This is a genomic window from Allobosea sp. UNC402CLCol, from assembly GCF_000745475.1.
In the GTDB taxonomy this organism is placed as follows: Bacteria; Pseudomonadota; Alphaproteobacteria; order Rhizobiales; family Beijerinckiaceae; genus Allobosea; species Allobosea spartocytisi.
Genome location: NZ_JQJJ01000008.1, coordinates 810,114 through 830,284, shown reverse-complemented (window position 1 = coordinate 830,284; position 20,171 = coordinate 810,114). Strand labels below are relative to the sequence as shown.

The window sequence follows — 20,171 nt, the reverse complement described above, 5'->3', positions numbered from 1 at the left end:
AGAGGTGCTACGATGAAGCGAAGCCGTTCATGGGTAAATGTCGTCGGGACAGTTTCACTGGTCCTGTTCACGCTCAACGGCAACACTGTGCGCGCGACGTCCGACTACGTCGTTCGGGCCGATGACAAGCTCAAGATCAAGATCTTTCAGTATCCTGAGCTGAGCGGTGAATACAAAGTCCGCGCGAATGGAACGATCTCCATCGCGCCGATCGGGGATATTCCCGTCAACGGCCTTTCGACCAAGGAAATCGCGGGCCAGATTGCCGAGCGCTTCGTGCGCTCCGGCATTTCCGATAAGCCCGGCGCCTCGGTCGAGGTCCTCGAGACCCGGCCGGTCTATGTGCTGGGCGACGTGCAGAAGCCCGGCGAGTATCAGTTCCGCCCGGGAATGACCGTTCTGCAAGTCGTCAGCCTGGCCGGCGGGTGGCTGCGGTTCAGTGACCCCGGCCTGATGCGGCTCGACCGCGACAGCATCAACATCACCGGCGATATGCGGAATCTCGTCAGGCGGTATTACGAGCTGACGGCGCGCCGGGCCCGCCTGAACTCCGAGCTGGTGATGAGGAGCGACATCCAGTTTCCGCCCGAGCTTCTCGCCCGGTCGCAGAGCGATGGCGGGGTGAGACAACTGATCGACGAGGAGCGTTCGCTCCTGAACATCCATGTCGATTCCCTGAAGACCCAGATCGACAGCCTGGAGCAGAACCGGGCCCTGTATGAGCGCGAGATCGAGGCGATCAAGCGCCAGATCGAGGCCAACAAGGTCCAGGTCGCGAGCGTCGAGAAGGAGCTCAAGGAGGTTCGGGATCTGGTCAAGCGTGGCCTGACGACCATCAGCCGCCTGGCGAACCTCGAGCGCATGCAGGCGCAGCTCGAAATGAACGAGCAGGGCTTCCAGACGCTGATCCTGCGGTCGCGCCAGAACATCACGCAGGCCGACCAGAGGATCTTCGACCTGAAGAGCGAGCGCAACGCGTCCCTGACCGCCGAGGTGCAGAAGGTCCGGATGGATCTCGACGAGGTCAGCGTGAAGTTCGACACCAACCGGAGTCTTCTCGTGGAGGCCAAGGTGACCGTCCCGACGCTGATCGGAAACTCCGACGGCCCCGTCGAGACCCGCAGCCTGACGGTCGTCCGCATTCAGGACGGAAAGTCCGAGACGATCGACGCGCCGGAGAGCATGGAGCTCCTGCCCGGGGACGTGCTCAGGGTCCAGCGGAGCATCATCCCCGGAGGAGGGCTCGGCATCGCCGGTCCGCTCGAGCAGACCAACATGATGATGCCGGCCAAAGTGAAGCAGTAACGGTTCGGCTGCGCGGTCCGCGCTGCCGGGAACGCAGGCTCGTTTCGTCTGCGAGCGGTGGATGGTTTTGTCTCGTGGTTGTGAGTGGGAGATCGACGATGGCCTGCGGAGACAATAATTCCGGGAAGTTGGAAGCCGGCTCTCTCTCCCTTCAGCAGCAAATGCTGACTTTCGAGCCGCAATTGCGCGCCTATGCCATGTCCCTCAGCCGAAGCGCGGACAGGTCAGACGATCTCGTGCAGGAAACGCTGATGCGCGCGATCAGCAAGATCCACACCTTCCGGCCCGGCACCAATCTCGGTGCCTGGCTGACGACGATCTTGCGAAACTGCTACCTCTCCGATCTGCGCCGGCGGCGCCACGAGGTCGAGGACGCCGATGGCTGCTATTCCGAGTCGCTGCGCGCGGCGCCGGAGCAGGAGGGCCTGCTGGAATACAAGGAGTTCTGTGCGGCCCTGCGCGAAATTCCGTTCGATCAGCGCGAGGCGCTGATGCTGGTCGGCGCGGCGGGGCTTTCCTACGAGGATACTGCGACGCTTTGTCGAACCACCACCGGAACGATCAAGAGCAGGATCAACCGCGCCCGTTCGCGGCTGGCAGCCCTGCTCGGGATCGACAACATCAGCGAGATCGGTTTCGACAGCCGGGTCCGGGCGGTCATGGCGGTCCATCAGGCCGCCGGCGCGACACGGCGGCTTGCCTGAACGCACCGGGAAGACCGGCTTTCGGAGACGCCGAAAAGAGGGACGCCCATGGCATCGGGCCGAATGCGAAATCCGGCCCGATGCGAAGCTTTCGGTTTGGGTCCCCCCGGGCCGGCTCCTGGATCATTTCCGCGGTTCTCTGAATCGCAGGAATGATCCATCTCTTTGTTTTATAGCATTTTCTTTACGCGAACCGGTGTCCGTTTCGCTCGAAAATGCCTTAGCGTTCCCGCATGCTGTCGTGCTGGTAGCGGGAGAGCGGCGAGAGCAGATAGCTGATGATCCGCCGCCGGCCGGTCTTGACCTCCGCCGTCACGGCCATGCCGGGCGACAGGTTGACCTGCTTGTCCTCGATCGCGAGTTGCGTGCGGTCGAGCGAGATGCGCGCGGCGTAGAGGAGTTCCTGCCCGCGCGGTTCGCTGCTGTCGTTTCCCGCTCCCGAGGTTTTGTCACCGGCGGTGTCGGGAATCTTGTCGCGCGGGATGGCATCCTGCGAGATGCTGAGGATGGTGCCGCGCAGCAGGCCGTAGCGGGTGAAATTGAAGGTGTCGATCTTGACGGCGGCTTCCTGGCCGGCGCTGACGAAGCCGATGTCGCGGTTCGAGATCATCGCCTCGATTTCCAGCCGGCTGTCTGCCGGAACGATGTACATCAGCGTCTGCGCCGGCGTGACGACGCCGCCGATCGTATGAATCGCGAGCTGCTGCACGATGCCGTCGACCGGGGCCGTCAGCCTCTGCAGGTTCCTGCGCTGCTCGGCCTTGACGATGTCCCGCCTGAAGCCGGCCTCCTTCTGCTGGGCCTTGGTCAGGTCGTCGAACAGGGTTCGCTCGTACTCCGCCACGGTCTTCGCGCGCGTCTCGGTCAAGGCGGTGACCGCGGCATTGGTTTCGCTGCCGCGCTTCTCCTGAACGAGGATGTCCTGACGCTGGCCGACGAGATCCTGCAATTCGGTGAGATAGGTGACCTTGGAGCCGAGCTCCTTCTGGAAAAGCTGCTCGCGAATCTCGACGCGTTGCTGGAGCGGCACGAGCGTGTTCTTCAGCTTGTCGACGGAGGCCTGAATCGTGTCGCGCTCCGCCGCCTTCTGCGCCAGCTGCCCATCGATGCTCGCGAGCTTGGCCTTCTGCTCGCTGCTCTGGCTGAGGAGGAGGCCGCGATACATCTGCACCAGGTCAGCAGACGCGTCCTTGGGTGGAGTAAACGCCGAAAGGGGGTCTTCCTTGTTGGCGATCGCCGCCCGCAGCCTCGCGATATCGAGGCGAGCGGCCATCAGATCGCTCTGCAGATGCCCGACCTCGGCATCGGCGGTCGTCGAGTCGAGATCGACCAACACGTCGCCTGCCTTGACGCTCTGGCCGTCGCGGACCTTGATCTCGCGCACGACACCGGTCTCGAAGGGCTGGACCATCTTGGTCCGGTCGCTGGGGATGATCTTTCCGGGCGCGACGGCGACGATGTCGACGGTGCCGATGCAGGCCCAGAGCAAGGCGGCGGCGAAGATGGAAACGATGCTCAGGCCGATGATGCGCCCGAGTGGGGAGGGCGGCGTCTCGACGATTTCGAGCGCTGCCGGCAGAAATGCGAGCTCCAGGGAGCGCAGGTGCTTCTCATCGGTCGATCGGGCGATGACGGCCTGCTGAAGGGCCTGCGAGCGCGTGGCGAGGCTCGTCACGGCGGCGCGGGTGTTGCGAGCGCCCCATTCCGCCGTCGATGTCAGAGCCTGACGCGCCCTGATCGCCACGGCCCTGTCGAGGCGCGGCATGTTCTCGGCAGCCGTCTTCGCCTGCTTCAGCAGGACCAGACGCCCGCCCCATTGGTCTTCGAATTCGGCCCGCGTCATCAAGGTCGGCTGCGTGATGTTCGACGCGACGACGACCGCGTTCTCGTGATTGACCTTTCCGAGCAGGAGGAAGCCGCCGTTGCGAAGCGCCGCAATGCAAGGCAGCGGAAGCTCGGCCAGCTTGTCCCATGTCGCGGAGAAGGAGCGGGCGACAAAGCCATAGGCCCGTGCGCCCTTCAGGATCTCGGTGACGCCGACGGCGCCGTCACCGAGATGGTTGCGAAGGTCTTCCTTCGTGGCGATGGCGCCGCGCAGGCGCAGCAGCATCTCCAGTGCGAAAAGTCCCGATTGATCGTTCGTGAGCGCGTGCATGGCTTTTTTCTCGTCGCCGCTGCTTTCCCAAGGGAAATCAGCGCGGCGTAGAGGCTCCCGGGGTTGTGGAGGATGCGGTCATCCGACGTCTCAAAGATGCTTGTGGGTACGGGCGGTGGCCAGGTTGGACGGCTGATGCCCCGCGAGCGTTGTCAGTGGGGAGGGCCCCCACGCCCCGGATCGGGACGCGGCCTGACCCGCCGCGGCTTGCGTGTTTGCGGCCTCCGGCAATCCGGACTGAAGCCGATGCAAGGTGGCGTAGCGGCCGCCGGTGCGCATCAGTTGCTCGTGAGTGCCGTCCTCGATCAGGCGGCCGCCTTCGATGGTGACGATGCGATCGGCCATCCGCAGGGTGGAGAGACGGTGCGCGATGACGAGCACGGTCCGGGAGCGCGCGATCTGCGTCATGTTCTGCTGGATGATGTGCTCGCTCTCGTAGTCGAGCGCGCTCGTCGCCTCATCGAAGATCAGGACGCGGGGATCGGTCGCCAGGGCCCGGGCGATGGCGATACGCTGCCGCTGCCCACCCGACAGGCTACCGCCGCGCTCACCGACGATTGTGTCGTAGCCCTCCGGCAATTTGAGGATGAAGTCGTGCGCGCCCGCCAGTTTCGCGACTTCGATCACCTTGTCCGCCGGAAGGGCGGGGTCGGCCAAAGCGATGTTGTCGCGCACCGAGCGGTTGAACAGGATATTGTCCTGCAAGACGACGCCGATCTGGCGACGCAGCCAGGACGGGTCGATCTGGGCGACGTCGATACCGTCGACCAAGACCCGGCCGCTTTCCGGCACGTAGAGCCTCTGGGCGAGCTTGGCCAGCGTGCTCTTGCCGGAGCCTGAGGGCCCGACGATCCCGATCATCTGCCCAGCCGGAATGCTCAGGCTGACCTTGTGGAGGATCTCCGGGCCGTCGATCCGGTAGCGGAACGTCACATGCTCGAAGCTGATGTCGCCGCGGATGGCGGGAAGGGCCGTCCGGGAGGGATTATAGGCAGGCTCGGGGGTGGTGTTCAGAATATCGCCGAGGCGGGCGATCGACAGCCGCGCCTGATGGAAGTCCTGCCAGATCTGGGCCAGTCGCAGGACGGGTCCGCTGACGCGGCCGGCGAGCAGGTTGAACGCGACGAGCTCGCCCACCGAAAGGTTGCCGGCGATGACCAGCTTAGCGCCGACATAGAGGATCGCTGCGGTCACCAGCTTGCTGATGAGCTGAACGGCCTGGCTGGCGACGTTGCCCAGGCTCAGCACCCGGAAGCTCGCGGCGATATAGGCGGCGAGCTGCTCCTCCCAGCGCTGCTGCATCTGGGGCTCGATCGCCATGGCCTTGAGCGTTTCGACCGCTGTCACGCTCTCGACCAGGAAGGCCTGGTTCTCGGCGCCGCGGGCGAACTTGTCGTCGAGATAGCGGCGGAAGAGCGGGGTCACGCCCACGGATATCGCGATGTAGAGCGGCAGCGACGCCAGCACGATCCAGGTCAGCAGCGGCGAATAGAAGAACAGCGCGGCCACGAAGACGATCGTGAAGAACAGGTCGATGACGAGCGTCAGCCCCGAACTCGTGAGGAAGTTGCGGATGTTCTCGAGCTCACGCACGCGGGCGACGGAATCGCCGACGCGACGTGCCTGGAAATAGCCGATCGGCAGCGCCAGCAGATGGCGGAACAGGCGCGCCCCGAGCTCGACGTCGATCCGGTTGGTGGTGTGCGAGAACAGATAGGTCCTGAGCGCGCCGAGGACGACTTCGAATACGGCAATGGCGACCAGCCCGATGACCAGCACGTCCAGCGTGCTCATGCTGCGATGCACGAGCACCTTGTCGATGACGACCTGGAAGAACAGGGGCGAGATCAGGCCGAAGAACTGGAGGAAGAAGGACGCGATCAGGACTTCGCCGAGGAGCCAGCGATATTTGTGGATCGCGCCCATGAACCAGGTGATGTCGAAACGGCGGGCGAGGTCGGTCAGCGTCGCGCGCTTCGTCATCAGGACGAGCCGGCCGTCCCAGATCGCTTCGAGCTCGGCCCGCGACATCACACTCGGCCGCGGGGCGTTCGGCGCCTGGACGAGGATCTGGTCCTCGCCGCAGCGGCCCAGGACCAGGAAGCTGCCGTCGCGCATCGCGGCGATCACCGGCAACGGCGTGCGCGCCAGCCGCTCCCAGCTCGTCGTCACCGAGCGGGCCTTGAGGCCCAGGCCCTTGGCGCATCGGATCATTTCCGAGACCCCGATCGGCCGACCGGGAAATTGATGCTGGATCTGTTCCGGAAGGACGCTCACGCCCTGGCTGCGCAGGATGAAGATGAGCGCAGTCAGGCCGTCGTCAGATCGCGGATGGGTATCGTTATCGGGATTTTCCAAGTGGTGGCCCCGCATACATGCTGTTTGAGGCGTGCGCGCGAGGAAGGCCTCGCGCGCACGGGACATTTTTTCGAATTCGTGTCGGTGCGGAGGCGCCGGACCCGGCGCCTCCGCTTTAAGTCAGCCGCGTGGCTTCGCGAGCGTCTGGGTGGAGGAGTTCAACCAGGCCTGCGTCATCGCCCCGAAGGACGTCGGCGCGGGCGTGGCGAAACTCGACGCCGCGTACTGATTGAGCAAAGCGAGCTTCGACATCGCCGACCCCTGGGACGGATCGGCGCTCGCGCCTCCATCCTGGGAACCGGAGTAGCCGAGCGTCCTGCCGCTGCCGAAGGCGGCATCCGTCACGCTGCCGCCATGGCCGCCGAACCACTGCTGCGACGCCGTCTGCGCGGAGGTGCCGGACGTCACCGTCGCGGGGGGCGCGAGGTCGGACGCCGCGGAGGCGACAGTCTTGGCCAACGGATTGACCGACGCCGTACCCGCCGACGCATCGGCGGCGATGGTCAGCACGCCAGCCGGCTGATGCGGCGCGCCGGCAATGTTGACGCTCTTGCCCGCGCGGTCCGTCACGCCCTTCAGATCGTATCCCGAGACTTCGAGATCGGGCGCGCTTTCGCCGGCTCCCACCACATATTTGAACTGCAGGGTGTTGGTGCCGGAACCGCTGACGTATTTGGCGGTGCCGCCGCTGCTCAACGACAGGGACGGCGCGCCGTTGACGGTCATCGCGTCCTTGAAGTTGACGGACAGCCAGACGGTGTCGCCCGCCTTGACGGTGCCGCTGCCGTCGCTGATGCCGGAACCGCTCGCGGCGATCCATTGCACCTTGGGCGCCGTGGGGTCGCTGGCCGTCGTGGCGCCGACGGCCAGAACCCCGGCCGGCTGATGTGGCGCACCGGCAATATCGACGGCATTGCCAGCCCGATCCTTGACGCCGCCCAGATTATAGCGGGCGACTTCGAGGTCGGAGGCCTTCTCGCCGGCCTGCACCTTGTAGTCGAACTGCAAGGTGCTGGTCCCCGCGCCGCCGACATATTTGGCGGTGCCGCCGCTGTTCAGCGACAGGGTCGGAGTCCCGCTGACGGTCATCACGTCGTTGAAGTTGACCGAGAGCCGAACGGTGTTGCCGGCCTTGACGGTGCCGGTGCCGTTGCTGAGCTCGGTTCCGGTCGCGGCGATCCACTGGACTTTCGCCGCGGAGCCGCCGACGGCCAGCACTCCGGCCGGCTGAAGCGGCGCGCCGGCAGCATTGGCGGCATTGCCCGCCAGGTCCGTCACACCCTTCAGATTGTAGCCGGCGACCGCGAGGTCGGAGGCTTTCTCGCCGGCCTTCACCACATAGTCGAACTGCAGCGTGCTGGTGCCTGCGCCGCCGACATATTTGGCGGTGCCGCCGGTGTTCAACGACAGGGTCGGCGTGCCGTTGACGGTCACTCCCTCGTTGAAGTTGACCGACAGCCGGACGGTGTCGCCGGCCTTGACGGTGCCGGTGCCGTTGGTGATGCCGGCACCGGTCGCGGCGATCCATTGCACCGTCGGCGCCGTGGTATCCTTCGGCGTCGTGGTGCCGGTCGAGGTCGAAGTATCGACGACCAGTGTTCCCGCCGGCAGCGTCGGAGCGCCGTTGAGGTCGACAGCGTTGCCGGCCTTGTCCTTCACGCCGGAGAGGTCGTAGCCGCTGATCGCGAGATCGGCGGTGTTCTCGCCGGCGGCGACCTTGTAGTCGAACTGCAAGGTGTCGGTGCCGGTACCGCTCACATATTTCGCGGTGCCCTTGTCGTTCAGCGACAGGATCGCGGTGCCGCTGACATCGACCGCCTCGCTGAACTTCAGCGTCAGGCGCACGGTGTCGCCGGCCTTGACGGTGCCGGTGCCGTTGACGACGCCGGGGCCGTTGGCCGCAACCCACTGCACGGTCGGCTTGGTGGTGTCGGTGGTCGGCTGGGTCGTGACCGGTGGCGGGTTGGTGATGACCGGCGGCGGATCGGTGACCGTGCCTCCCGTACCGCCCGTGCTTCCGGAGCCCGAGTTATTGGACACACCCTGCAGCAGGGGGGTGATATTTCCCATGTCGTGCCACAACGCGGTCATCGTCGCGTCGTCGTAGGCGTTGGCCTGCGCGCGAATATTGGTCGTGCCGCCCGCCACATCGATGACATAGGCGCCATAGGTCTGCATGGCCTTGAAGACCTGCTGGCCCAGCGGAGAGAGGCCGGCAGGCATCGGGGTGCCCGGCGGAATCGCGAGGAGCTGCCCTTCCTGGACGATACCCGACGCGTTGCTGCCGTCGCTGGAGATGGCCTGGCCGACGGCGCCGGGCTTGGCGAGCGAGAAATCGACGGCGAGCTGCAGCGCGTGATCGATCACGCCGTCATCCGTTTCCGCCTTGACGAGCAGACCGCCGAGCTGACTGGCGCCGGCAGCCGTGATGCCCGCGCTGAGGAAGGGCGACTTGGTGCCCCAGCCATCGCCGGTGACGATGTTTTCGGACCCGAACGACGCAGCCGATGCTGTCGTGTTGCTGGTCCGGTTGAATTGCCAGAAGTTGTACGCGATGTCGCCATCGATGACGATCAGTTCGCCGTCAGTACCCGCGGCGCCGTTCGCCGCTGCCGGCATGTGAACACTGACGGTGCCGCCAGGATAACCCCATCCCGGGGGGTAGGTGACTTGAACCAGCGGGTCAGAGGCGGAAGCAACGTAAACCGAAGGAGAGTAACTATCCCATGCTACACTGTAATTGTATCCCGTCGAGGCGGGCCATCCAAGTTTAGTGAAGGTTGCATTGCTTGATACTGGAGTATTCCAACTCGAAGACGCAGAAAATGGGCGAGTTTCGAGTGAGGTCATATGCCTATATTCCTTAGCTTATCCAGGAGGAACGGCGTGCGGGTATGGATAGGCCAGGCAGGTATTTAACGCCGTTCCGAGGAGACAACGCAGCGATTAGCCAGGCATGCTGCGAGATCGGCGGGTGGATGACGGGTCATCGCCATATCACAGGCGGCGAATCATATTCCCATCCACTAACGAACGTGGCCAGATATCGTGTTTGGAATATGATGCCAAAGAGAAAATGTCGCGACGTCGATTTTTGTGGATATCCCGCCGGTCTCTGTGGATGCGGATGTTGACATCATGTATAATATGGTTAACGCGTCGCGTATGCGTGCCATATATCGCCGCCTAGACCTGACGCATGGCAAACGCCATGCCCGATGCGCTGTGCAGGCGCGACCTGCTTCGAGTCAATAGGCTCGGTTGCCGCAAAGTTGCCACGATTGAGCCGATTTCGGCGCTTTTCGATCCGACGCAGGCAAAGGCGCCGGGCCTCGTCGAGATGAACGGATGAGCCTCACAGGGGCATTGTGGCTGATCCCGGTATCGCGGAGGCGGTCTTGCGTTGCCGGCGAGACAGGCGCGGTGATCGGGAGACCCTTACGGCCGTGTTGTTGGCCGCTCAGTCGGCCGGCCGCCTCACACGCTGAAGCAGCGGCGATATCCGGGTCAGGTCCTGCTGGAGCGCCGTGATCGTTGCCTCGTCATAGGCATTCGCCTGGGCGCGCAGGTTCGTGATGCCCCCGGCCACGTCGATCACGAAGGCGCCGTAGGTCCTGTAGGCGCGAAAGACCTTCCGCCCGAGCGGCGACAGCCCCGGCGGCATCGGTACGGTGGCCGGGATGGCCAGGCGTTCGCCTTCCTGGACGAGGCCCTCCGGATTTCTGCCGTCACCGTTGATCGCCTCGCCGATGCGGCCCGGCCGCGCCAGGGCCGCATCGATCGCGATCTGCAAGGCGTGCGTTATTTCACCCCGATCGGTCTCGGCCTGAACCAGCAGGCCGGCAAGCTGGCTCGAGCCGGCCGCCACGATGCCCGCGCCGAGAAAGGGCGATGTGCGACCCCAACCGTCGCCGGTGACGATGTCCGCCGCAGCGTAGGACCGCGCGGTGGCCCTGTCGGCGCTCAACCGCTTGAACTGCCAGAGATTATGGACGGTGCCGCCATCGATGACCAGCAGTTCGCCGTCGGTCCCCTGGGCGCCATCGACCCCGACCGGGATGCGAATGCTGGCGACACCGGCGGGACGCCCCCAGCTTGCCGGGTGTTCGACGGATACGACGGGGTCCGAGGCCGAGCTGACGTGAATTGCGGGCGAGTAGCTGTCCCAGGCCACGCCGAAGAGGGCGCCGGGTGGCCAGGCGAGCTTTTCGAAGGTCGCATCCGGCGCGATCGGCCTGTTCCAGGAGGAGCTCGCCGCGAAGGGCCGCTGGCCGAGCGTGAATGTGCAGGGCTGCCTGCCGCCGCCGGCGCCGCACGCATTGTTCGCCAGAGCGGGTGAGCAGCACCCCATCGCGATCGCGAGGGAAATGGCGAGCCGCGCCAGCGCCCGGACCGGCGGGGCATGAAGGACAGGCGGTGCGCGGCGTGGTCTCATCCGGCCGAGTTCCAGAGCGATCGGTCCGCATCCGTCATCACCGCTCCGTCCGGATCCAATCGACCTGGCGATGAATGAAGAAGCGGATGAAGGAGGGGATCTTGAGCAGGCAATAGGCCGGGCCCGCCGCCAGCTCGCGCCCGGAAATGATCTCCTGGCCGAAACGCCGCCACGCGACGACGATCGCTCCGGCGAAGCCGGCCAGCACGACCGAGGAGGCGACGAGCGGGCTCGCCGCACCCGTCGCGGCGAACCAGGAGAGGTTCAGGCCGCCTATCAGCATCAGGGACAGGGCCAGAAGCGTCAGGGGCGGAATGCACAGGTCGAGCGTGAATGCGAGGAGGTGCAGGCTCGGTTTCGAGACCACACGCCGGATCAATGGCAGGAAGAACTGCCCGATGACCGCCAGATGTCCATGCTCCCACCGCGTGCGCTGCTGGCGCTTGCCCGTTTCCCCCTGGGGAAGCTGGCTGACGACCTGCGCGTCCGGGCAGAAGAGCGGCGATGACCCGGCGAGCGCAAGCTCGGCACCGAATTTCTGATCTTCTGCGAGATGGCCGGTTGCGAGATCGAGCCGGGTGACGAGGGCGAAGGGCAGCGCCATGCCGGAGCCCATCAACTGGCAAGGCCAGCCGAGACGCGCGGAGCCCAGCGGCCGCACGAAGGTCTTGATCGTCCAGGCCAGCCGGGAAACCTTGTCGGCCGAGCTCGGCAAGGGAGGCGCCAGCATCGTATAGCGCGCCTGGACCGGGCGCCCCGTCGCGACGCAACGCTTCGCCAGAAACTCGAGCGTCCCGGGCGCGACCTCGCAATCGGCGTCGACGACGATGACGACTTGCGGCGGATCGGCCGCGAGGGCGCGAATGCCGTGATCCAGCGCGTAGCCCTTTCCGAGCCGTGTCGTGTCCTGACGGATGACGACCTCCGCCCCCGCGCTCGAAGCGATGCGCGCGGTGTCGTCGGAGCAGTTGTCGGCCACCACGAGCAAGTGCCCCGCGGCAGGCAATTGAGCCATGATCGAGGCAATGCTGCGCGCGATGACGGCTTCTTCGTCATGGGCGGGCATGACCGCCACGAAACGCGGACAGGGCGTGGAGATGATCGCCACGGACCGCCTCGCGGGCAGGAGTGCCGCGCCGATCTGGACGACGAGGAAGGCGACCGGGATCGCCGTCAGGAGACCAAGAGCGAGCAGAGCGTGGGTGACTGCGTCGACCATGGCGATCACGACGATCCCGGTCCCTGAAGTCCCGATGGCATCAGCGCGACCGTGTCGGCCGCGAGCGCCGTCTCACGGCGCGCGCGGCGCGGTTTGGCGGCGGTGGCGAAGCCTTGCGGCGTTGCGGATGGGCCGGCGTTGAGGACGGCTGCGACCGACGAACGGGCTGCATGCGGGAAGGTTTCGAGCACCTTGGCGGGGTCGGTCCGCTCGCGGCGATCCGTGCTGCCGAGCGACCGGGCCAGGACGTCGAGGATCTGTTCGGAAGCATGGCCGTCGCCGAACGGATTCCTGGCCTGGGCCATGGCGCGATAGGCTTCGGGGTCCGTGAGCAGCTCCTTGCAGGCCGAAACGATCGAGTCGACTTCCGTTCCGACGAGGCGGGCGGTGCCGGCTTCGACGGCTTCCGGCCGTTCGGTCGTATCGCGCAGGACGAGAACCGGCTTGCCGAGCGCAGGCGCCTCTTCCTGGACGCCGCCGGAATCCGAAAGGATGATGTGGGCGCCATTCATCGCCAGCACGAATTGCTCGTAGCCGAGCGGCTCGATCAGCGACACGCGCGGATGCGAGCCCAGCATCGGGCCGACCACCTGGCGGACGCGCGGACTGAGATGCACGGGGCAGACCACCCGTAGGTTCGGGAAACCCTGCAACAGGATCAGGATCGCCTCGCAGATGCGCTGCATCGGCTCGCCATGGTTCTCCCGGCGATGGGTGGTGAGAAGGAGCGTCTGCGCTGCCGCGCGGCGCACCGGCTTGGGGGCTGCCTTCGCCAGCGTGAGGAACAGCGCGTCGATCGCAGTGTTCCCGGTGACCCAGATCGTCTCCGCCGGCACATTCTCCTTGAGCAGGTTGTATCGCGACGTTTCGGTCGGCGCGAAATGATAGTCCGCGATGACGCTCGTCAGGCGGCGATAAACCTCCTCCGGAAAGGGCGCGCGCTTGTCATAGGTCCTCAGCCCGGCTTCGACATGGGCGACGGGGATGTTTTCGTAGAATGCCGCCAGCGCCCCGACAAAGCTCGTCGTGGTGTCGCCCTGCACGACGACGACATCGGGCCGGGCCTTGGCGATCACCCGCTGCAGGCCTCCCAGCGCCGCCATCGTGACATGGGCGAGGTTCTGGTCTTTGCGCATGATGTTGAGGTCGGCGAGGATCGGCAGGTCGAAATAGGTCACGACCTGGTCGAGCATTTCCCGGTGCTGGCTGGTGCGCACCGCCAGCACCTCGAAACGTTCGGGGTCGGCATTCGCCTTCAGGATGAGCGGCGCGAGCTTGATGGCCTCGGGCCGCGTGCCCATCACGACGAGAATTCGCTTGCGGGTTGCCATCTCAATCCTCGTTCAGGGTCGCGGGACGACGCGCCGGGGATGGGAGATCTGGGCGATAGCGCTCCAGGAAATCAGGCCGAGGAACTGGGAGTTCGTGATCAGGTAGCGCCTGAACAGCCGGCGCGGTTCCTGGATGAGACGGTAAGCCCATTCGAGCCCGGCGCGCTGGATGAAGGCGGGGGCCCGCTTGCGCCGTCCCGCGATGACATCGAAGCTGCCGCCGACGCCGATGACGACCCGCGCGCCGAGATTGTCCCACTGCTCCTCGATGAAATATTCCTGCCGCGGCACGCCCATCGCGACGAAGAGGAGTTCGGCGCCGCTTTCCGCCACGGCCCGCGCGCGGGCTTCAGCCTGCTCGGGGCCGAAATAGCCATCGGCATAGCCGCGGACATCGAGCCCGCGATGCCGGTCCTGGAGCACGTTGACGGCCTCGCGCACCGTGCTGCTCTCGGCGCCGAGAAAATAGACGCCGACCCCCTCCTGGACGGCGCGGGCGCAGAGCTGGTCGATCAGATCGATGCCGGCGACACGCTCGGGCAAGGGCTGCTGCCGGAGATGCGAGGCCCAGACGAGCGGCTGTCCATCGGCCACGATCCATCGCGACGAATCGACGAAGCGTTGCAGGCGCGGGTTGGACCGCATCATCATCAGGATCGCGACGTTCACCGTCGAGAGGATGCCGCGCTCTCCGGCCCGGATGGCCCGCATGAGCTCCTCGACGGTCTGGTCGGCCGAGAGCTTGTCGAAGCGGCCGTTCAGGATCTGGACCTGAGCCGGTGGCATCGCTTCAGATGGGAGGAGCCCGGTGGCCTCGGATACGGAAAGCCGTGCAGCGTCTGATGGCATCACAAATCCCTCAGGCAAGAGCCGCTAAGCGAACACGGCAAATTGACTTAGGCCGCGCGGCGGAGGTCGCCGCAGGCCGTGCTGCATGCCGTTTGGTAAGATAATGGTCGATGCAGTGCATTTGTTCGCGCAAAACGCGGTTTCATCGTTCTCTTGATGTCTTAACTGAGCGATCTGCGCGTTAACGAGACAATGTAATCTACGCCGGCACGCTCGGTGCGAATGTCAAAAGCGCAACAGGTTGCGCTTTTGCTCTCTGGAGCCGGAGTACCTTCCGTAAGGAAATCTAATTTTGCCGGCGCGAAGAACTTGCGCCCTGTCGGCCGCATTAAGGCTCTGCGGATGTCGAGCGTTTGATGGGCGGCCGGAGCATTTGGCGAAGCAATGTCAACCAACGCGGTTTATCATCGGGTCCAGCATCTCTCCGCGACCGCGCTGACGCATAGAACACAGTTGTTCTGGACCGTCGTCGTGGCCGCCCTCGAGATGATCGTGATCGTCACCTGCGCCTATGGCGCGTTTGTCGCGTATTCGGCGGCTGCGTACGGGGTGATTTTCTTCCGGATCGACTATGCCCTGGCCTCCGTGTCGGTGGGGGCGCTCTATGTCGCCTTGTGCATCGCCGACAATCAATACGATCTGCTCGGCCCGGAATGGAACGAGCGCAGCCGGACCCGGGGCGGTGTCGCCATCGCCCTTTCATGCGTCATCCTGCTGACGATCGGTTACGTGACCAACAGTCTCGGCGGCTATTCCCGCGGCACGTTCCTGGTGCAATTCCTGGCCACGCTGCTGGGACAGGTCGCCATCAGATCCTGTCTCCGGCAAGTCATCGATCAGGTTCGCTGGCGCGGACATTGGCGCCGGGAAAGCATGGTCGTGCTGGTCATGCCCGGCGCGCGAGGCGTCAGACATGTTCGCGCGCGGCTGGCGGCGCGGCACGAACATATCGTGCGCTGGTACGATTTCCCGTCAGTGACCGATCTGGCCGATGGAGGGGCCTCGTTGGAGGTACAACTTTCGGCGATCCGGGGTGAATGCCGGGCCTTGCCCATCGACGCCGTGCTGATCCTGTTCGGCTCGGACAACATGGAGGTCGTCTCGAACGCGGTCGAGGAGCTGTCGGAACTTCCGGTCCGGATCCAGCTGCTGCCGGTCGAGCTGGCCGAGCTGATGCGGCGCAGTCGCGTCGGAACCTATGGCCATCTACGGGTGCTCGAATTGTTCTGCGGGCCCTGCTCGCTGCGCGACCGGTTCCTGAAGCGCAGCTTCGATATCGTCGTCGCCTCGGCGCTGCTGGTGATGTTGTGGCCGCTCTTCGCCGTCGTCGCCGCCTTGATCAAGCTTGAAACGCGCGGTCCCGTGCTCTTCCGGCAGACGCGCCACGGCTTCAATAACGAGCCGATCCAGGTCCTGAAATTCCGCAGCATGACGACGTTCGACGACGCGCATGACGAATTTCGGCAGGCGGTCCGGAACGATCCGCGCGTCACGCGCGTCGGGCGAGTGCTGCGGCGGACCAATATCGACGAGCTACCTCAGTTGATGAATGTGCTGAGGGGCGAGATGTCCCTGGTCGGGCCACGGCCGCATGCGGTTGCCCATAATCACATGTTCGCCGACCAGATCCGCCGGATGTTCAGGCGCCACAACGTCAAGCCGGGGATTACCGGCTGGGCCCAGGTCAACGGCCTGCGCGGCGAAACCGATACCTTCGAGAAAATGCAGAAGCGGATCGAGCACGATCTCTACTACGTCGACAACTGGTCGTTCTTCTTCGACCTCAAGATCATGATCATGACGGTCATATCGAAGCGCGCGCATATCGACGCCTATTGAGCGAGAGGGGAAGAGGCGATGCGTGTCTGCTACTTCGTGTCCGAATATCCCGCCGTTTCCCACACCTTCATGCGGCGGGAGATCGTCGAGCTCGAGCGGAACGGAATCTCGGTTCTCCGCGTCTCGCTCCGGGGCGGGGACCGCAAGCTGGTGGACCCGGCCGATATCGGCGAGAAAGCCCGCACCCGCTACATGCTTGACGGCGGCATGGTCAAGTTCGTGACGGCTCTCGCCAGCGCGCTCGTGCGAAGGCCCGCAGCCCTGATGCGCGCGACCGTCGCCGCCTTCGGGATGATGCGGCGCTCGAGCCGCCCGGCGCCGCTCCATCTCGCCTATCTCGCGGAAGCGCTTGTCCTCGCACGCTGGGTCAGCGAGCAGGACATCCGGCATATCCACGCGCATTTCGGGACGAATGGCGCTGAAGTCGCCATGCTCTGCCATATCCTGACCGGCGTGCCCTACAGCTTCACCGTGCACGGCCCGGATGAATTCGACAGGCCCGAATATCTTGGCTTCCCGGCCAAGGTGAAGCATGCCGCTTTCGTCTGCGTCATCAGCGAGTTCACCGGAAGCCAGCTCTGCCGCTGGATCCCCACGGAGGAGTGGGCGAAGATCAAGCTGGTACGTTGCGGGCTGGATGCCGATTTCCTGGCCACGCGGCCTCCCCGGACCGTCCCGAAGAACCAGCTCGTGACCGTCGGTCGGCTCAGCGAGCAGAAGGGGCACCTGATTCTGCTCCAGGCGCTCGCCGTCCTTGCGCGTGAGGGCATGCCGTTCAGGCTGACCGTGGTTGGAGACGGCCCGCTGCGGCCGCAGCTCGAGCGGAGCATCCGGGAATTGGGGCTCGAACAGCATGTCGAGATGGCGGGCTGGATGAGCAATGCGCAGGTGCGCGCCGCGATACGCGAGGCGCGGGCCCTGGTCCTGCCGAGCTTCGCCGAGGGGCTGCCGGTCGTCCTGATGGAGGCGCTGGCGCTCGGCCGCCCGGTCGTGACGACCTATGTTGCGGGCATCCCGGAGCTGGTCACGGATCAGGTCTGCGGCTGGCTCGTTCCGGCGGGAAGCGTCGATCGGCTCGCCCGTGCCATCGGCGAGTGCCTGGACGCCCCGGACTCGCTCGTCCAGGCGATGGGGGAGGCCGGGCGCGAGCAGGTGCTGGAGCAGCACGACATCGTTCGGGAATGCCGGAAGCTGGCGGCGTTGTTCAAGGCAGGCGCGTTCGAGAGGACGATCCCCTTCGACAGCGCCGAACGGGTGGAGGATCTCCCAGACGCCTATGACCCGGCGTTCGCCGGCAGCCATGCGATGAGGCTGGGCGAAGTGGTGACGCTTCGGTCCGGGCATTCGGGCTGGGTGAAGCGATGATCCCGACCTGCTCTGCCATCGGCTGGATGAGGAGTGCCTGAATGATCGACGTCACCGTCATCGTTCCGACGCATAACCGCCGGCGCATCCTGCCTCAGGCGGTCCATTCCATTCTGCGCCAGCAGGGCGTCTCGATCGAGCTCATCGCGGTCGACGATGGCTCGACCGACGAAACGGGCGCCTGGCTGGATCGGCTCGCCGCCGGCGATGCCAGAGTGAGGGTCGTGCACCACGCGCAGCCGCGTTTCATCTCGGGCGCGCGCAACGCCGGCATCGCCCAGGCGGCCGGGCGCTGGGTCGCTTTCTGCGACGATGACGATCTCTGGGCGCCGGACAAGCTGGCGACGCAGCTTGCCGCCATGCGGGCCAGTTCGGCGCGATGGGCCTGCACCAGCATCGTCGCGGTGGACGAGGATCTCGCGGTGATCGGGCATGGTCACGTCAAGGGCGGGGACGTTCTGGCGGGCCTGCTGGAAAGCAACGGAATCCCGACAGGGTCGACGGTGATCGCGGAACACGATCTCGTCCGGGATGTCGGTGGGTTCGATCCGGCGCTGCGCGGCTCCGAGGATTGGGATCTGTGGATCAGGCTGGCTCAGCACTCGCCGCTGGCCGCGGTCGATCGCCCCCTCGTCGCCTATCGCCTGAGCCGGCAATCGCTGTCGATGGATGTCGGTCCCATGCGCGCTGGCCGCCTGGTCATCGCGGAGCGATACGCGGCGCTGGCGGCAAGGCATGGCGTCACGTCAGACGAAGCGGGACATGAACGCTATCTCGCCAAGCAGCTCCTGCGGGCGGGGGCGCGGTGGCGGGCAGCGTCCATTTTCACCTCGCTCGCCGTCAGGCATGGGCGGTGGCGGGAGCTGCCGCGCGTGGCCGCCGCGCTGATGGCGCCGCGCGCGACGGACCGGATCGGACAGGCCCGGGCCGCCGCCGCGGTTCCGGCGTTGTGGCGCCAGGAGGTCGAGCTCTGGTTGCGGCCGATCCGCGAGGCAGGCCGGGCAGGCGAGCAACGCAACCCGATTTGGGCCAGAGCCAGGGAGATGGAGGCATGAAGTCGGTACCCAGCCCCGTCGATGCCATCCATGGCGGCGTGCTCCAGCACGATACCGAGCGCTCCTGGCCGACAATGTCGGTCCGCGAGGCCAATAACGAGGCGATCTGGCGGCTGCTGCGCGCCGTCGTGTTCGGCGTCCTGCTGGTCCGGGCCTCTTCCGACCCGATCTTCAACCTGCTGGGAGGCGATTCCGGCGCCGCCTCGATGGGGGTCGGAGCGCTCTTCAACGTGGTCGCGATCGCGGTCGCGGTCGTGCTTCTCGCGCAGACGCCGCTGCGGGCGCCGTTCCCCGTCCTCGCGATCTGGGGCCCGTTCCTGCTGATCGCCTTCGGCTCGACGCTCTACGCGCCGGATTTCAAGGCAGCGGTGCGGCTCGCCTCCGTCCTGCTGACCTATTGGGCGTTCTTCGCGATGCCGTTCTTCCTGTTGCGTTCGTCGCTGGACGTCACGCGGTTCGTTCTCGTGGTGATCGCCTCGTCGATACCGCCCTCGCTCTATGCCTTCGTGGATATCGCGCGCGGATTGTCCAATTTCAGCGAGTTTCGTTTGCAGAGCACGTTCTCGCATCCGAACATCTACGCGTTCTATCTCGTGCTGCAGGTGGGCCTTGCGCTCTATGTCCGGGCCTCCCGGATCCTGCGCGTGCCGCCGCTCATTCGCACGCTGGTGACGCTCTACATCCCGGCCCTGATCTTCTTCCTGCTGCTGACCAAGACGCGCAGCGCCTGGGGAGCGTGCGGGCTGATGTGCCTGGTGTACGCGGTCAAGATCGATCGCCGTTTTCTTCTGGCCCTGTTGCTGGTGCCGGTGCTGTTCGTCGGGAATCCGAGCCTCAGGGAAAGGCTGGCGGACGTCACCGCGGCGACGGAAGTCGACAACTTTTCGCAGCTGAATGATGACAACCGGCTGAACTCCTATGTCTGGCGGCAGGCGTTGTGGGAGTCCGCCATTCCGGTCGTGCTGGAACGACCGCTGCTGGGCCACGGGCTGGAGTCGTTCAAGCCAGCGACGCCGAGCTTCTTTTCGCTGATCGGCCCGCAAGGCATCGACGGCCATAACTTCTATCTGCAGGCCAGTTTCGAGATGGGGCTGCTTGGCCTGCTCGCGCTCATCTGGCTGCTCGGCTGCGTGGCTTATCGCCTCGTCAAGGGGCTGCGGCGCGATCCGCCCGGACTCCTGATCATCCTGTGCATCCTGGCGACCTATCTGCTCGAGTCCTATTCGGACAACATGCACTTCTACCTGTCGTTCAACTGGTACTTCTGGTTCGTCATGGGCACGATCTGTGCCTGGCTCTACAAGGACGAGGCTGTCGCGACGCCCGTCCGTCCCGGCCACGGGGTCGCCTGGCGGCGGGAAGGCCGGCATGGGACCGGCGCGACCGGACGAACCGACCACGTCGCCTAAGGATCTCGCCACGGCAGTGGATTCCGCTTCGCCCGCCTGTGAATGGCGGGCTCGCGGCCCCATCGCATTTCGCGGCCATCCATCCGGCGATTTTGCGTTCCGATCGAATGCTTAGACGCAGGAACGGGGCGGGGTACCCGGCGTTTT

Annotated in this window: 14 protein-coding genes; 7 read left to right on the top strand and 7 right to left on the bottom strand. The window is 65.4% G+C overall.

Translation table 11 applies throughout. The features are described from left to right. Positions 1-12: 12 nt before the first annotated feature. Both GY40_RS05950 and GY40_RS05945 read left to right on the top strand, forming a co-directional pair. The gene (locus tag GY40_RS05950) at positions 13-1,305 is read left to right on the top strand and encodes a polysaccharide biosynthesis/export family protein (protein WP_038359423.1); all 1,293 of its coding nucleotides are present in this window, start codon (positions 13-15) and stop codon (positions 1,303-1,305) included. A 98-nt stretch (positions 1,306-1,403) separates the two neighbouring features. Continuing rightward, entirely contained in the window at positions 1,404-2,009 is a 606-nt protein-coding gene (locus GY40_RS05945) for a sigma-70 family RNA polymerase sigma factor (RefSeq protein WP_051987556.1), read from the top strand. Positions 2,010-2,229: 220 nt separating this feature from the next. Here GY40_RS05945 and GY40_RS05940 read toward each other — a convergent pair whose 3' ends face one another. The 3 genes from GY40_RS05940 to GY40_RS26475 form a co-directional block, all read right to left on the bottom strand. Then, positions 2,230-4,164, bottom strand: coding sequence for an HlyD family type I secretion periplasmic adaptor subunit (locus GY40_RS05940; protein ID WP_081925179.1), 1,935 nt, complete (start codon positions 4,162-4,164; stop codon positions 2,230-2,232). Between the two features lie 90 nt (positions 4,165-4,254). Beyond that, positions 4,255-6,522 (bottom strand): type I secretion system permease/ATPase, encoded by a 2,268-nt coding sequence (locus tag GY40_RS05935; RefSeq protein ID WP_248311095.1) that lies wholly within the window; start codon positions 6,520-6,522, stop codon positions 4,255-4,257. Positions 6,523-6,642: 120 nt separating this feature from the next. Continuing rightward, a complete protein-coding gene (locus GY40_RS26475; protein ID WP_156115881.1) occupies positions 6,643-9,372 on the bottom strand; it encodes a hypothetical protein in 2,730 nt (909 codons plus the stop codon). Positions 9,373-9,733: 361 nt separating this feature from the next. Between GY40_RS26475 and GY40_RS27475 the strand changes: the two genes are divergently transcribed. Then, positions 9,734-9,874, top strand: coding sequence for a hypothetical protein (locus GY40_RS27475; protein ID WP_156115880.1), 141 nt, complete (start codon positions 9,734-9,736; stop codon positions 9,872-9,874). Between the two features lie 108 nt (positions 9,875-9,982). Here the strand turns inward: GY40_RS27475 and GY40_RS05925 are convergent, their stop codons facing one another. From GY40_RS05925 to GY40_RS05910, 4 genes are read right to left on the bottom strand one after another with little or no spacing between them, the layout of a single operon-like run. Next, complete coding sequence (locus GY40_RS05925; protein WP_038359420.1) at positions 9,983-10,957, bottom strand: hypothetical protein; 975 nt, start codon at positions 10,955-10,957, stop codon at positions 9,983-9,985. Positions 10,958-10,994: 37 nt separating this feature from the next. Continuing rightward, positions 10,995-12,176, bottom strand: coding sequence for a glycosyltransferase family 2 protein (locus tag GY40_RS05920; protein ID WP_038360254.1), 1,182 nt, complete (start codon positions 12,174-12,176; stop codon positions 10,995-10,997). 5 nt (positions 12,177-12,181) lie between these two features. After that, complete coding sequence (wecB, locus tag GY40_RS05915) at positions 12,182-13,507, bottom strand: non-hydrolyzing UDP-N-acetylglucosamine 2-epimerase (protein WP_081925176.1); 1,326 nt, start codon at positions 13,505-13,507, stop codon at positions 12,182-12,184. 12 nt (positions 13,508-13,519) lie between these two features. Continuing rightward, a complete protein-coding gene (locus GY40_RS05910) occupies positions 13,520-14,293 on the bottom strand; it encodes a WecB/TagA/CpsF family glycosyltransferase (protein ID WP_051987553.1) in 774 nt (257 codons plus the stop codon). A 447-nt stretch (positions 14,294-14,740) separates the two neighbouring features. Between GY40_RS05910 and GY40_RS26470 the strand changes: the two genes are divergently transcribed. From GY40_RS26470 to GY40_RS05890, 4 genes are read left to right on the top strand one after another with little or no spacing between them, the layout of a single operon-like run. Further along, positions 14,741-16,195, top strand: a complete 1,455-nt coding sequence (locus GY40_RS26470; RefSeq protein WP_051987552.1) for an exopolysaccharide biosynthesis polyprenyl glycosylphosphotransferase — start codon at positions 14,741-14,743, stop codon at positions 16,193-16,195. Positions 16,196-16,213: 18 nt separating this feature from the next. Beyond that, complete coding sequence (locus tag GY40_RS05900; RefSeq protein ID WP_081925172.1) at positions 16,214-17,560, top strand: glycosyltransferase family 4 protein; 1,347 nt, start codon at positions 16,214-16,216, stop codon at positions 17,558-17,560. Between the two features lie 41 nt (positions 17,561-17,601). Continuing rightward, positions 17,602-18,615 (top strand): glycosyltransferase family 2 protein, encoded by a 1,014-nt coding sequence (locus tag GY40_RS05895; protein ID WP_038359418.1) that lies wholly within the window; start codon positions 17,602-17,604, stop codon positions 18,613-18,615. After that, positions 18,612-20,024 carry an O-antigen ligase family protein gene (locus GY40_RS05890; RefSeq protein ID WP_038359416.1) on the top strand — a complete coding sequence of 471 codons (1,413 nt, stop codon included), beginning with the start codon at positions 18,612-18,614 and terminating at the stop codon, positions 20,022-20,024. Before GY40_RS05895 ends, GY40_RS05890 begins: the two co-directional genes overlap by 4 nt. Positions 20,025-20,171: the final 147 nt, after the last annotated feature.